Origin of the sequence: Methylobacter sp. Wu8 (assembly GCF_036440755.1) — a bacterium.
In the GTDB taxonomy this organism is placed as follows: Bacteria; Pseudomonadota; Gammaproteobacteria; order Methylococcales; family Methylomonadaceae; genus Methylobacter_A; species Methylobacter_A tundripaludum_A.
Genome location: NZ_JAZGVT010000046.1, coordinates 36,502 through 49,965, shown reverse-complemented (window position 1 = coordinate 49,965; position 13,464 = coordinate 36,502). Strand labels below are relative to the sequence as shown.

At 51.0% G+C, this 13,464-nt stretch carries 19 protein-coding genes; 15 read left to right on the top strand and 4 right to left on the bottom strand.

What is annotated here, in order from left to right:
* The first annotated feature begins 168 nt into the window (after positions 1-168).
* The 5 genes from V3O24_RS04715 (at position 169) to V3O24_RS04695 (ending at position 2,280) form a co-directional block, all read left to right on the top strand.
* Positions 169-705 (top strand): ParB/RepB/Spo0J family partition protein, encoded by a 537-nt coding sequence (locus V3O24_RS04715; RefSeq protein WP_331306415.1) that lies wholly within the window; start codon positions 169-171, stop codon positions 703-705.
* Positions 698-907: a hypothetical protein gene (locus tag V3O24_RS04710; protein ID WP_331306414.1), complete on the top strand. Its 210-nt coding sequence runs from the start codon at positions 698-700 to the stop codon at positions 905-907. Before V3O24_RS04715 ends, V3O24_RS04710 begins: the two co-directional genes overlap by 8 nt.
* Positions 904-1,434, top strand: coding sequence for a hypothetical protein (locus V3O24_RS04705; protein ID WP_331306413.1), 531 nt, complete (start codon positions 904-906; stop codon positions 1,432-1,434). Before V3O24_RS04710 ends, V3O24_RS04705 begins: the two co-directional genes overlap by 4 nt.
* Positions 1,434-1,721, top strand: a complete 288-nt coding sequence (locus V3O24_RS04700) for a hypothetical protein (protein WP_331306412.1) — start codon at positions 1,434-1,436, stop codon at positions 1,719-1,721. Before V3O24_RS04705 ends, V3O24_RS04700 begins: the two co-directional genes overlap by 1 nt.
* A gap of 376 nt (positions 1,722-2,097) precedes the next feature.
* Positions 2,098-2,280: a hypothetical protein gene (locus V3O24_RS04695; protein WP_331306411.1), complete on the top strand. Its 183-nt coding sequence runs from the start codon at positions 2,098-2,100 to the stop codon at positions 2,278-2,280.
* Positions 2,281-2,655: 375 nt separating this feature from the next.
* Here V3O24_RS04695 and V3O24_RS04690 read toward each other — a convergent pair whose 3' ends face one another.
* Positions 2,656-2,973, bottom strand: a complete 318-nt coding sequence (locus tag V3O24_RS04690) for a hypothetical protein (RefSeq protein ID WP_331306410.1) — start codon at positions 2,971-2,973, stop codon at positions 2,656-2,658.
* 116 nt (positions 2,974-3,089) lie between these two features.
* Here V3O24_RS04690 and V3O24_RS04685 point away from each other — a divergent pair, with 116 nt between their 5' ends.
* Positions 3,090-3,272, top strand: a complete 183-nt coding sequence (locus V3O24_RS04685) for a hypothetical protein (protein WP_331306409.1) — start codon at positions 3,090-3,092, stop codon at positions 3,270-3,272.
* 31 nt (positions 3,273-3,303) lie between these two features.
* Here V3O24_RS04685 and V3O24_RS04680 read toward each other — a convergent pair whose 3' ends face one another.
* From V3O24_RS04680 to V3O24_RS04670, 3 genes are all read right to left on the bottom strand, one after another.
* Complete coding sequence (locus V3O24_RS04680; RefSeq protein WP_331306408.1) at positions 3,304-3,561, bottom strand: ogr/Delta-like zinc finger family protein; 258 nt, start codon at positions 3,559-3,561, stop codon at positions 3,304-3,306.
* A 93-nt stretch (positions 3,562-3,654) separates the two neighbouring features.
* Positions 3,655-4,719 carry a phage portal protein gene (locus V3O24_RS04675; protein ID WP_331306407.1) on the bottom strand — a complete coding sequence of 355 codons (1,065 nt, stop codon included), beginning with the start codon at positions 4,717-4,719 and terminating at the stop codon, positions 3,655-3,657.
* Positions 4,720-5,014: 295 nt separating this feature from the next.
* Positions 5,015-6,880, bottom strand: a complete 1,866-nt coding sequence (locus V3O24_RS04670; protein WP_331306406.1) for a terminase family protein — start codon at positions 6,878-6,880, stop codon at positions 5,015-5,017.
* A 197-nt stretch (positions 6,881-7,077) separates the two neighbouring features.
* Here V3O24_RS04670 and V3O24_RS04665 point away from each other — a divergent pair, with 197 nt between their 5' ends.
* The 9 genes from V3O24_RS04665 to V3O24_RS04625 all read left to right on the top strand — a co-directional run bounded on the left by V3O24_RS04665 (position 7,078) and on the right by V3O24_RS04625 (position 13,456).
* On the top strand, positions 7,078-7,989 hold the full coding sequence (locus V3O24_RS04665; protein ID WP_331306405.1) for a GPO family capsid scaffolding protein: 912 nt from the start codon (positions 7,078-7,080) through the stop codon (positions 7,987-7,989).
* 43 nt (positions 7,990-8,032) lie between these two features.
* Positions 8,033-9,055, top strand: coding sequence for a phage major capsid protein, P2 family (locus tag V3O24_RS04660; protein ID WP_331306404.1), 1,023 nt, complete (start codon positions 8,033-8,035; stop codon positions 9,053-9,055).
* Positions 9,056-9,060: 5 nt separating this feature from the next.
* The gene (gene gpM, locus V3O24_RS04655; RefSeq protein ID WP_331306403.1) at positions 9,061-9,783 is read left to right on the top strand and encodes a phage terminase small subunit; all 723 of its coding nucleotides are present in this window, start codon (positions 9,061-9,063) and stop codon (positions 9,781-9,783) included.
* 10 nt (positions 9,784-9,793) lie between these two features.
* Positions 9,794-10,327 (top strand): hypothetical protein, encoded by a 534-nt coding sequence (locus tag V3O24_RS04650; RefSeq protein ID WP_331306402.1) that lies wholly within the window; start codon positions 9,794-9,796, stop codon positions 10,325-10,327.
* 101 nt (positions 10,328-10,428) lie between these two features.
* Entirely contained in the window at positions 10,429-10,695 is a 267-nt protein-coding gene (locus V3O24_RS04645; RefSeq protein ID WP_331306401.1) for a hypothetical protein, read from the top strand.
* Positions 10,695-11,195, top strand: a complete 501-nt coding sequence (locus V3O24_RS04640) for a head completion/stabilization protein (RefSeq protein WP_331306400.1) — start codon at positions 10,695-10,697, stop codon at positions 11,193-11,195. The genes V3O24_RS04645 and V3O24_RS04640 overlap by 1 nt, the downstream gene beginning before the upstream one ends.
* Positions 11,192-11,659: a phage tail protein gene (locus V3O24_RS04635; RefSeq protein ID WP_331306399.1), complete on the top strand. Its 468-nt coding sequence runs from the start codon at positions 11,192-11,194 to the stop codon at positions 11,657-11,659. The genes V3O24_RS04640 and V3O24_RS04635 overlap by 4 nt, the downstream gene beginning before the upstream one ends.
* A complete protein-coding gene (locus tag V3O24_RS04630) occupies positions 11,656-12,339 on the top strand; it encodes a phage virion morphogenesis protein (RefSeq protein ID WP_331306398.1) in 684 nt (227 codons plus the stop codon). The genes V3O24_RS04635 and V3O24_RS04630 overlap by 4 nt, the downstream gene beginning before the upstream one ends.
* The gene (locus V3O24_RS04625) at positions 12,326-13,456 is read left to right on the top strand and encodes a DUF2586 domain-containing protein (RefSeq protein ID WP_331306397.1); all 1,131 of its coding nucleotides are present in this window, start codon (positions 12,326-12,328) and stop codon (positions 13,454-13,456) included. The genes V3O24_RS04630 and V3O24_RS04625 overlap by 14 nt, the downstream gene beginning before the upstream one ends.
* Positions 13,457-13,464 lie beyond the last annotated feature (8 nt).

Sequence of the window (13,464 nt, the reverse complement as noted above, 5' to 3'; positions counted from 1 at the left end):
CATGAAAATCAAAAACGAATTAATCGAATGGGCGCTGACGGATGCAAAACAGCAAAAGTGCCCGTTGATTTTCACCAATGACCGCGAGACAGCGGGCATCTGGAACCTGTTTAACTTTGTGCCTGGCGAGAAGAAACGCGGCACGTTTATCCGTTGGGAGAAAGCCTTATGACTAGCCCCGTCTACAACGTAAAAGCCGTGCCACTGGATAAAATCCGCGCAAACGCCTACAACCCGAACGCCGTAGCGCCGCCGGAAATGAAGCTCCTGGAACTCTCTATCTGGGAAGACGGCTACACCATGCCGATTGTCTGCTACTACATCCAGGACGAGGATATTTATGAAGTCGTCGACGGTTTCCACCGTTACACGATCATGCAGACCTCAAAGCGCATCCGCGACCGTGAAAACAGCATGATGCCGGTGGTGACCATCGAAAAAGACATTAGCAACCGCATGGCCAGCACCATCCGACATAACCGGGCACGCGGAAGCCATTCTGTCGACCTGATGGTTAACATCGTCGCTGAACTGGTCGAATCCGGCATGTCCGACGAATGGATCTGTAAAAACATCGGCATGGACGTTGATGAAATACTGCGGCTTAAGCAGATTAGCGGCTTGGCTGCCTTGTTTAAAAACAAGGATTTTTCCCAAGCCTGGGTCAAAGACACTAACGAACTGGAGTTTTATCATCATGACTGAAGAAAAAATCATAACAATAGACACCGAGCGCGTCCCTATTCTTCAAGTTATTGGAGCATTCCTTTTATTTTATTGGACAGTTACCGGTGATATACCGTGGCAACTCACAACCTGTTTAGTGCTATTTAATACTGGATTTTTTAATATTAATTTTAATAAGGTATTAAACGACTTAATAAAGAAAATCGGGGTATTACTATGAACATGACCATCTTAGAACGTGGCAAGCCCTACCCGCTGCCAATAAACCGAAAAGAAGGCGCGGCAGCGCAATTCCTGCTGAAATCCGGCAGTATCCTGCAAATCATCCTTCCAGGTATGTCCGCCAAAGAGCAAACCGCCTTACGATCCGGCATGATTAAATCCGGCTTTTTATATAATTCCGGCTCAATGCTGTTCTTATTTCAATTTTACGGCGACCAAGGCAAGCCCTTAATCACCTTCGATGCCCCGTTTGATGCGCGCTTAATCCAGGATAAAGACCGCGAGTTGCACAATATCGACAATGCCGAGCACCGCTTGGTAATCGAAATCCATGCCGTTGACGAAAAGAAAACATTAAGAGCTTTGAGGCTGGTCACCCTGCCACCGGCAATGACTTTAGCGTTTTTAAGCGCAGTACAGGAGCAACTGGCCGCGACCGATAAGCCAGGTATCATGGCTAACTGGATGCAGCGTCAACCTGACGAATTAATTGAAACCACAGAAACCTGGATATTAGGTAAGTAATGAAACCAGATAGTTCAAAACATAACCCGGACTTTGCCTATTTACGCCAGTTAATAGACAAAATAGGCGTCAGCCAGAGAGAAGCCGCGCGGCGTATCGGCATTAGTGAGCGAACGATGCGTTCGTATTTAGCCGATCCTGGCAAGGCCAGCACCGCTGATAAATGCCCATACCCGGTTCAATTTGCGCTGGAGGCCTTAGCCGATGCAAATAAATGTCCTCGATGCGATTATCCAGGGCCGGACTGGGAGGATGACGGCGCTTGTCCGAATTGTAAATTTTTGTAAAAAGCGATACTCAACCTATCGCATAACCTTAACTTAACAGTATTACAGAGGTATCGAATGAAACAGCTATTTAATAACCCGATAGTTGGGCAACGAGTGATTTTAAAAAATAGCCTTGGACAAGAAACCCAACAAAGAATCGTTGAAGTTACCACAAAGGCTATTCGGGTTTCTTCGTGCAATTTGTATAAATTTAATCGCGACGGAAGTTTGAATAAATCAGATAGGCGAGGCAGAGGCATCGAGCCGTCGATCAGTCCAGTCGGCGATAACGCCGTGTTAAGCGTAAAGCCACACACGGAACTTTAACAAACAAACGAGCTTCGGGCGGCTTTCTCGCTTGAGCTCATAGTTATACGCCATTGGAGTACCAGAAATGAAAGGCGATTTTTTTGTAATGCTATTTACGCAAGATGGAAGCTACACGCCGCTAGAGCAGGCCGAAAAAGAAGATATTGCACGGTTTGAAACCGAAGAAGAAGCCAGAACAGCGGCAGAGTCAAGCCTGCTTGGCGATATGTTTGGCTACGAAGTATTTAACATTTGCTGTGGCATATAACGCCCTGGTAAAGGCGCGCACGATGCACTTTAACACTGCGCCAAACTTTAAGTTCATCCCATTTAATCATAGAGTTATATGCATGGATAACATAATATTTTATCTTTCAGGATTAGCAACAATTCCAGCACTAAAAACTGTTGGATTCGTGGTTTATTTGTTTAGGGTTGCGGCACACGATGTTTACGAAATTAAACCGAAGCGTAAATTTAGGTGCTTCTTATGGTCAATTAAAGAAACATTATTTGGCTGTATGCGCGGCGCATGGCGAGTAATTTAAGTGTATAACGTAAAGCTAAGCGGGCGCGGCCCTGGTAGCTTGATAAACAAACCCGCCGTAGAACCGCGCTCTGCTTGAGCGCAATGTTAGGCTTATTAATCAGAGAATGCGACTGTGGCATTTAGATTTACCTTATTGTTGCACCGAGGGCAAACAAAAACCCGATGGGCAATACTGTTCATGATTTGTGGTGGAGTAGTGCAATGGCAAAGTTCATAACCAAGTTTTTTAGCCTCACCTGGTGCTTCAAGTTCTTTGCACCGCTGTTCGAGATCCTTTACTTTCTTCTTGAGCTCTTGATTCTCAAGGCGGAGCGTCGCTACTTCCGATTTAAGCTTAAAAAGCTCGAAAAGAGGCTTGATTACCTTTTGGAACGCCGTAACCGCGCTGCCTATGTAAGCCGAGATGTCCATGAGTTACCCCCCTCCTAACGCAACAGCTAACAGGGCGCGGCGAAGCGCCCGTAATTTAAACACAGATTGAATCCGCGCTCCTGTTGAGCGCCGGGTTATACACGTAGGAGAGCGCAATGGACGAAGAAAAAGTACGAAAAATAATTGAACCAGAAATATTCAAGGAAGATGGGGGTCTGTATGATTTGGGCTGGTATTTATCATGGAATAAGGGAGATGAAAGCGCAACGCTTGACGGAGAATTTACCGCTGATGACCTTGAGGCTATCGCGTGGTGGATGAGGAACAAGAGTGTATAACTACGGAATAACCGATAAAAACGACATTAAGTCAATTAAACAAATCCCCCTGAGCCAACAACTCACGTCGCTGTTCTTTCGGCAATTGCCGAAGCAAACTCGCCGCCAGCTGCTGGGTGTCGTTGACAGGGGGATTCAGGTAGTTTTTAAAGGCCAGCGTCACCACAAACGTGCAGCCGCAGTCTTTAACATTACTGCATTGGCAGTAAAGGTCGCGGATAGTGAGGGTGATTGCATTGGTCGACCCGATCCGGGCTTTGCTTTGACAGTTGGGGCATTGGATCAACATGCAAAAAATCTCCTCAAATTTTTGCGATATTATACATAAAAATTAATCGTTTAACGCATAATCGCAAATAGTGTGCTTAAGATTACTTAGCAGCTACGCCTCAGACAACTTCTTTTTCCAATCCGGTTCTCTAAACGCTACCGGATTTCCCCGTATCTGCTCGTTAATCGTCAAAAACACCTGTTGCATCGCCATCACCTCCAGCTCGTGATAAACCTCCATCGATTTTTGCAAATCGCCAAAGCCGCCTATATTGGCAGGCATGACCGCCACCAATCCTGGATAAACCCGATGCATGGCCAGCATGTCCATTTCGGCAATTTCCTTGATGGCCTGAAACTCGTCTTTGCTGCCGATGTTGCCGACTGGAATGACCTTGACCGGCTCCCGATTATTGCTGCGCGGGATGTTCAGGTACAGGCTGCGGAAGTTGCCCGGCCCTTTCGACTGCTTAACCTGGTTTTCGATCTGTTTGGCAGTTGCATCGTCCAGATTGGCGTCGGTAGTGACCAGGATATAACCCATGTGCGCCCCGTTGACGTAGTATTTGCGCCTAAATAAGGTTGCATCCTCGCTGAGCAGCACTGATTGTATGCCGCCGAAATATTGCGGCACGCCGTACACGCTTTGCTTTAGGTCATGCTCTTTGATGTGCAGCACTTCGCCAGGCTTAAACTCGACTTTGGTGCCGTCGCTGTTCAGTTTAAAAAACACATCCGGCTTTTTCCCAGGCCGCATGGCGATAGCCGGCAATCTTGCCAAACGCAGCACATTGCCGAAGCGGTCGGTGAATTTCTGGAAATAGGCGTTGGCCAGCACCGAATAATCCAGCGCCGCTTGGGTCAGCTCATCCGTGGACAGCAATTTGGACGGGATAAACCATTTGGCGGTCATGTTTTTTTTAAAATGCAGGATCGGCCCGTGGTAGGCATTGGCATTGACCAAGTTGGCCAGCCCGGTTAAATCGACCGGCGGCCGGTAATAATCGCCGCTAAGATCAAGAAACGTGCCCAAGTACTCGGTCATGCGGTTGCTTAGCGCCGGTTCCGGATCGCCGAAGGAAAACACCAGAGATTTTTCGGTATTGGCCGTAGCGTAACCGTTGCTGTTGAACGTTCCGGCGATTGTTTTCACCGTGCTGATTATGTTGCTTATCATCTTGTTTGGCCTTATATCACTGTAGTGCTTAAAAATCGTTAGGCGTCATGTTCGTTAAGTATTGTTTTCAGTCTATCCAGACATTCACAGCAAATATGCACGCCATCTGTTGCATGAGCCAATGAAAATTTAAATTGCCCTGATTTGTTGCCAGTGAAATATATTCCTTTCAGAAACTGAGGCTCTTTGTTATCGCGGCAAATATCGCAGTTAAATAGTTTTTTCATACCCATATTCAATCCAACCTAACCCGGCGCTCATGATCGCCATTATTAAACCGCGCAGCGCGGACACATCAATTACTAAATGTAACAGTCGTTTTCCTACCGTCGTTGTTTATCGGCTCGTAAATCAGCGCGTGCATGATCGCCCAGGCAATGTCAGCATGGCCGGATTCCACGCTTCTGCTGCTGGCGTAGGTAATCAGGCCGCTGCCGGTCGTGGTTTTGGTGATCATTAAAAACGCCCGGGTGATCTCATGATCGCCGGCTTTGTACTTAAAGCGTCCGTTCTCGACCACATCCAGCGCTTTGACTACCAGTTTGGTTTTCATCTCCATGCTGTAGTGGATTGGCGTCACCAGCGGGTACCAATCCTGCACCAGCTCGAACACGCCGTGGCCGATGCCGGTGGTATCGATGCCGATGTGCTGCACGTTATGCGCCTCGCGCACGTCTTTGATGCGGTTGCTCTGGTACTGAAAATTCTGGCCGTGATAACTGTCGGTGCGCAGCACTCGCCACGCCTCGCCCGGTATCAACGGAATGCCCAGCGCCGCCAGGCTGGCATTATCGCGGGTGCGGCTCGGGTCGTAACCCAGCGACACCGGCTTATTGGCAAACGGCCGCGCGTTGTCCGGCTTGTAATCTGGCCATTGATCGACGTCCACCGTACAGGCCAGCAATTTCGACAAGTTGAACACCGACTGGCTGTCGTCGATAAACTTGCACATAAACAAGTTATTGAAATCGTCCTCGCTGTATTCATCCTGCAGCTCATCGATGTCGAACAGATCGCAGCCTTGCTCTTCCGCATCCTTGACCGTGACCATGTGCCGCCATTTCTTATCCGGCCCGTACCAGCCGTTTTTCAAATTATTATGGCTGATGTCGAACTCGACTTTGTTATTGTCGGCACGGCGCTGGTTGTACATCTCCCCTGACCATTCCGAATAAGCCTCATGACTGATCGCCGACGGCGTACTGAACTTGGTAATGCGCCATTTCTTATGCGCCGCCATGCCGCTGGCCACTTTGTTGAGCTTTTTGTAATTGGGTATCCAGAACACCTCGTCAATGTACAAATGCCCGTGGTATGACTGCGCGGTGTTGCTGTTAGTCGATAAAAAGCGCAGCTCGGCGCCGTTGGATAGAATAATCACGCCTTGGCCTTTCAGCTCGACGTCGAAGCAGGTGTGTGCATAGGCGATGATGTATGCCTTGAACACTTCGGCTTGGTCGCGCGATGCCGACAGGAAAATACAGTTTTCTCCGGTACGCACCGCCCGGTCGAACGCTTCGAAGGCAAAATAAGCCGTGGCGCCGATCTGGCGGCTTTTCAGGATCAGTCTGATCCGATCGTTGCGGTGCTCATACCAGGTCTCCTGACAATCGAAAATCCCTCGCCAGATTTCCTTACCGTCTTTATCGGTATCCTTGAATAGATGATTACGTCTAGTTTCGTCCAGCATTTCCGGGGTAATACCGGAGATGTCGTTTTTTGCCTTCTTCTCGCGCTTTTTGCCTTTCGCTGGCCGTGGCCTATCCGGGTCTCCGCCGTGGTCCGGTTCCCGGTAATTTGCTTCGCCCGGGATGCTGCCGTAAATCGGCAGGCCTTTTTCGATCGCTGAGGCTTCGGCTTTGATCTTGATCGCCACCGCATGGTCTTTCTGCATCTTGCCGAAAGTCTCGACCAAGCGGATGAACTCGTTCAGCTCGGCATCAGTTTTGTTTTCCCGTTCGGCCAGGATGTTAATACGCCTGGCCAGCGCGATTTCAACCGTATCCGGCGGGCAGAAACTGTCCCAATCCTCGTTTTTTTGCCAGTTGTACAGCGTGCGCTCGTTCACGCCGGTTTCGCGCTCGATTTCGGTCACGGTGTAGCCGCGCACAAAGAGCTGCTTTGCCGTCTGTTTCAACTCCTCGGAATAGCGTCTTGCCATAATGTCCACATAAAATTATTTACGTCGATTTTAGTGCGTTTATGGGCGGTTATTTAGCATAACTTCTCCTTTAAGTTCCTATACTTATCATGTAGAAACGGGAAGGAATAATACGCGTTGTTTTGCGCCGTTTTTTAGGTAATCTAAGCGCTACTGACGTAGTTTTCTGGGTGTTTATTTAAGGAAGGGCGATGTAAATGGCGTTATCGACTGATTGGGAAATTATCGGGCAAAGCGGGCCGACCACGGATGGACGCGTTATTGATCCGCAATGGCTTATAGATGCGGCCGAAACCTATAACACAAAGAACTATACCGCCCAAATTTGGCCGTTTCACATCAGTCCAAAACCTTGGTGGCTGAGTAACTTCGGGAAAGTGCTTGCTTTGCGTGTTGAGCGAACCGCCGACGGTGTTGTGCAGCTATTCGCTAAGTTAAACCCGAACTCATCCTATCTTGCCGAACGCGCGGCAGGACAAAAAAACTTTACCAGCATGGAGTTACAGCCGAATTTTGCTGAAAGCGGACGCTGGTACCTAACCGGTCTGGTCGCAACCGACGATCCGGCCAGCCTCGGCACCAGCGAAGTCATGTTTAACAAACAAGCAGGCGAAGAGGGTCCTGTTGTGTTCTCAAGTTTTATTGAATCGCAACCACACTCTTTTCAAGATCCAGAGCAAGAGGGGCTGATTAATAGCCTTGTCAAAGCCATTTTCAAAAACCAAAACCCACCCAAAGAGGAAGCAGACATGGCGGATACAGAAGCCTTGAAGAACTTACAAACGGAATTTGCAGAAGTTAAAGGTCTGCTGACGACATTCATCAAACAGAAGCCCGCTATGCAGAATGAAGAAAAACCGGGCGATAAAACGACGGGAATAACCTCCGAGCAATTTTCCGTCGTTATGCAGCGCCTTGATGAGCTGGAAACAAAATTCAGCCAAAAACCGGCAAACGATAAAGTATCGGTCAGCCCGGACGACCTGGATAAAGTGCTTGAAAAATTCACCGCATTGGAAGCCACGCTCAAGGATGCGCTGAAAGAACAACCCGGCACCACCGGCGGCGAGCACTTCGGCGCTGAAGGCGATTTGAGCCAATACACGTAACGCCTCGGGCATTTCAAAACAATCTATTTCAAAGGACAAGAACATGGCATACGCATTAAGCGGCGAAGGACGTCAACAACTTGATCAATTATTGGTCAGGACTGCACAGGCATTTAACTCGCAAGTCGGCAAACAATTCTCTGCAACGCCATCCGGGGCGCAAACCATCATGCAGAAGATCGTTGAACAGGGCGATTCGTTCCTGAAAATGATTAACGTTCTGCCTGTATCTGACATGAAAGGCGACAAAATATTGCTCGGGTTAACCGGCCGAGTCGCCAGTCGAACCAATACCGCAACGCCGGGCAACAAGCGCTCCGCCAAACGCCTTGCCAATACCGATGCGCAAGGTTACGAGTTATTCGATACTAATTTCGACGTAGCCTTGGCTTATAACACCATCGACGTGTGGTCTAAGTTTCCCAACTTTGCCGAGCTTTACATGAAAGCGGTTCGCGAAGCGATCCAGAACGACATATTGCAGGCGGGTTGGACAGGCACATCGGCGGAAGCGAACACTGATATAGTCACCAATCCATTATTGCAAGACCTGAACAAGGGCTGGTTCCAACTTTTGCGCACTTACAACGGCGGATCGCAACATGTGGCCGGCACAGAACTAGCGCCTATTCAATTAGGCGGTTTTGATTTTCCGACACTGGACAGTTTGGTCCATGACGCCAAGCAGCGTATTGCGCCGCAATTCCGGCAGCGTCCAGATCTAGTCGCGTTGATTGCCGACGACCTGTTGGCCGATCAAGATGCAACCTATTACGAGTCGCAAGGCAACACACCAACAGAAAAGGCGTTACTGCGCGACACCAAAATCACCCGCGCTTTCGGCGGCTTACCCACTATCTCGCCGGCGTTCATGCCTAACGGCAGTGTTTTGGTAACGCCGCTGGCGAATTTGTCGGTGTATTACCAATCTACGTCGGTACGCAGAACGCAACGCGATAACCCCGAACAAAGCCAAGTCGAAGAGTTTAACTCGATGAACATGGGCTACGTCGTCGAAGAAGAACTGGCCGCCTCGTTTGTCGAAAACGTCACCCTGGTTGAGTAAACGCTATGGCCGGAAAACTGGATCGCATTAAGCAAGCGCAGATTGAAGCCGCGAAGGAATCGGGTGCAGATCACCCTTATATCGTCGTTGATACGGCAAAGCCTGAAGCTGAAAAAACGGTTGTACGTCCTGTTGGGACAGATTTTGGCAGGCTGGAGCATTACCAAGCTGCAATGGACGCCGATCTGAATAGCCTGAAAGACCTGAAAACGCTGGACGAAAAGCAAGCCGCGAAAAAAACCATGATCGAAACCTATTGGGGTTTTGTGAAGAGCTATATGGACAACGGCGATGCCTACACGAACCGCATTGCCGTGCAACTGATGATCTGGCTGTTCGACACCTTGGACATCGAGCGAGCGCTTAACCTGGCTTTTCATCTGATCGAACAGGGTATTCAGCAAATGCCGCCCCGGTTTGAACGGCGTGATTTGCCTACCTTTGTTTGCGATGCAAGCTATGACTGGGCCAACGAGCTGTTGAAAAAAGAGCAATCGGCAAGCCCGTATCTTGATGCGGTAGTTGCGCATATCGACAACGACAAGTGGTCACTATCGCCGCCGGTGCAATCGAAGATGTACGCGCTGCTGGCCAAGCATAAAAACCGCGAAGGCGATTGGCTGAACTGCATAGCTTTATGCGAAAAAGCCGAAGCGGTAAACCCGGAAGGCGCTGGCGTAAAAACCATGAAAGAAAAGGCGCAGAAGAACCTGAAACCAACGGAATAGCGAGACGACAATGGCTGGTAAATACGCATTAACCGAACAACATCCCCGGCATACACGACTGACCGCGGCGCTCACGCGTCCGGCCGATACCGCCGCCTACGCGGACGGCGACATTATCGCCAACAGTGACACGGCGCCGGTGGTCAACGTGCTGACCGGGGCGGCGCTGGCTAATGGCCGCGGCGGCATCATCAACAATTTGATTTTAATCGACTCCAATAAAGCGGCGACCGCGGCCGACCTGGAACTCTGGTTTTTCAATTCCGCTTATACCGCAACCAACGACAACGCCGCCTTTGCACCGACCGATGCCGAAGCGGAAAGCGTCGAGCTGATTGTCAAGCTGCCGGCTTCCGGGGCGATTATCGGCAATGCGGGCGCCGCTGCGGCCGGTAACCGTATCTACCAAATCAACGATATTAATAAAAACTTCAAGTGCGCGGCGAACAGCCAGAACTTGTGGTGGGCCTTGGTGCTGCGCAGCGCTTACACGCCGGTATCGGCGGAAAAGTTCACGTTGAAGCTGGATATTGCGCAACGATAACGATCTCCTCAAGCCCTGGCTGGCAACACGGCTGTAATTCGCCTGACGGTTGATATTACAAAGGTTGTTTGTCCAGGCACTATATTTTTACGGAGTAAGGCATGAAGAAAATAGGACTCGGAAAAATCTTAATCCTGGGCCTGGCGCTGGCGGCGATATTGCAGCTGGCTGGCTGTCCGGCACAAGAGCTGGACGACGGCTACCAGATCGGCGACATCACCCATATCGTGATCCGCGAAGAAGACAAAATTAAACAGGCCCGGGATACCTACTGCGGCAATGTCCAGGATTCGGCCGCACGCGCGGCTGCATTACGGCTGATCCGTATTAAATACCCGTTCATCCCAGAAAACGGGATCTGCGGCTAATGAGCCTGACCGGCAAACCAGCCTTAACCACAGCTGCCGCCGTAACCAACGATGGCTTCTGGCCCGATCTGACGCTGGCCGACCTGATGAACAACTACCGCATCCCCTCCGAGTATGCGGACGGCGTGATTAAAACCGGATTAAACATGGCGCTGATTAACGTCAACCTGAAGCTGGCGAGTGTTAAAGCCCAATTGGTGCTGGACGGTTATGTGTCGCTGGCGGCTTACACCACGGCGCATCCTGAAGCATTAAACGGCAAGCAGGTGCTGGAAGAGCTTTACAAGCATGCGGTCTATGCCCGTGCTAAGGCCGGGCTGCTGATGCAGTTTGCAGCGATCAACCGGCGGCCGCAGGCCGAGAACCAGGCCAAAGAAGGCGACGACATGGAAACCCACTGGCTCGATGAAAGCCAAGCGGCCATCGCTGAATTTTTCCGTCGGTTTTTACCGGCCGAGACGGTGTTTAGCAAGGCCAACACCCTGGCGGTGTTGATATGAGGCAACTGGACGAGCTGCACGCGCTGCTGATCAATCTGGACCTGGTCGCGGCGGAGAACATCGACAGCGTTGCCGATGAACCGAAGATTATACCGTCCGGCAAGGTGGCGACGCTGGATACCGGACTGAATGCGCCCGGCATCGTGTTGTACCGGCAGACCTACACCGCCGTGTTCAACATCGACGATTACCCGTTTAACGAACATCCGGTTAAAGAGCTGTTCGGGCAGATCAGCGCCTATTTGCTGGATAACGGCAACGGCACAGACGAGATACCGCAACCGGAAACCAATGTAGACGTGCTGGACAACGACACCGCCAACATTGAAGTTCGGATCAAATTCGAGCAGGACGTTTACGCGGTCGAGGATGCCGTAAACGGCACCATCACGATAAAGAATAAGAAATACCGCGTCGCCGATCCTGAAATCGATTATGTGCTGTCGGGCGATGTAGTGACGTGAAGCAGGTTTTAAAACTCGATGTAGTGGGCATATTGCCGTTTGAACGGCAAATGAAACTACTGCAACTATCGCCGGACCGCCGCCGCCGGCTGGTGTCCAGGGTCACTAAAAAGGTGATTAAGGACAGCAACAAACGGGTGCGCAATCAGGTCGATTTACAAGGCAATCGCTACCAGGACCGGCACAGAAAGCGTACGCACGACCGGCGCAAGATGCTCAGCCGGTTGGTAAAAGAATTAAAAGTCATCCAGGCGGACAGCAACAGCGCTACCGCCGGATTTAACAGCCCGGTTGCCGGTCGTATCGCCGCAGACCAGCAATACGGAAAACGAACCACAGTATCCGCCGCGAGCTTTGGCGGACGTAGCGCCGAATCGTACAACAAACCGGCGACACAAAAACAGGCCAGGGCGTTGATCGAGGCGGGGTTTAAGTTGCGAATAAACGGCAAGGGCAGGAAAAGCCCCTCCATGAAGTACATCAAGGAGCACTACACCCAGGGACAGGCAGGAACGGCATTAAAACGGCTGCGGGCATGGGCCGGCGTGGCGACAAAAACCAGCTGGTCAACGGTGTTGCCGGCACGGAGTTTCCTCGGCGCAACCGCTGCGGAAATCCAGCAATACATTGAACAAATTTATGACGACATGGAACAGGAGATGAAACGTGGCATTAGGTAAAATCACAGTCAACGCCCTTAATTTAAACCAGGGTCCGTTTCCGACCGTCGAGAAATATTTCCTATTTATCGGCGTTGGTGCAACCAACCCAAACACCCTGCTGTTCCTGAACTCAGACAGCAATCTGGACACCGAACTGGGCGTTGCGGATTCCGAAATCAAGCGCCAGGTCAAGGCCGCCAAAGCCAACGCCGGGCAAAACTGGGCCTGTTGCGCGATTCCGGTCGCCGACGGCACGCTGTGGGCGCCTGCCGTTGACCTGGCAATGAACAATAACGTCAAGGTCGAAGCTATCGTGATCTGCACGCCGGTTGCGGCTCAGGCCGACTTAACGGCCATGCACACCAAGGCCGAAGAAATCAACACCACCTACGGCCGCAGGCTGTTCTTTATCGCCGCCGCCGAAGCGATCGACCCAACACCCTCCACCGGGCAAACCTGGTCTGCGTACATTACCGCGCTGACGGCATTGACGACGACGCTGGCCGCGATGCGCGTATCTATCGTTCCTTATATTTACGATGACGCGGTCGGCATTTACGCGGGCCGCTTGTGCAACTATCAAACGAGCGTCGCCGATACGCCGATGCGGGTTAATACCGGCTCAATTATCGGGCAGGATCAATCGACATTGCCGACCGACAAGGACGGCATCATCTACAACAACGCCCATGCCAAAGCCCTGAACGACCAGCGTTTCAGCGTGCCGCAGTTCTACCCGGATTATGAGGGGGTGTACTGGACGGACGGACAGACGCTGGATGCCGCTATCGGTGACTATACGGTCATTGAGAACCTGCGCGTGGTCGATAAAGCCGCGCGTGCAGTGCGCCTGGTGCTGATCAGCCTGGTCGGCGACCGCCGTTTTAACTCCAGCCCAATCGGCACAGCCTGGGCGATCAGCAAGTTGATGCGCCCGTTGTTCGAGATGAGCCGGTCATACGACTTTCAGGGCATCCCGTTTCCGGCTGAATTGAAGTCGCCGGTGGACGGCGATATTGCCATCCAGTGGGTGACCCGCACCCAGGTACAGATATTCATCAAGGCGCGGCCGTCTGAAATACCCAAAGACCTGACCGCCAACATCGTGCTGGATTTATCGGCACCCGCTCAATAAGGATTAAG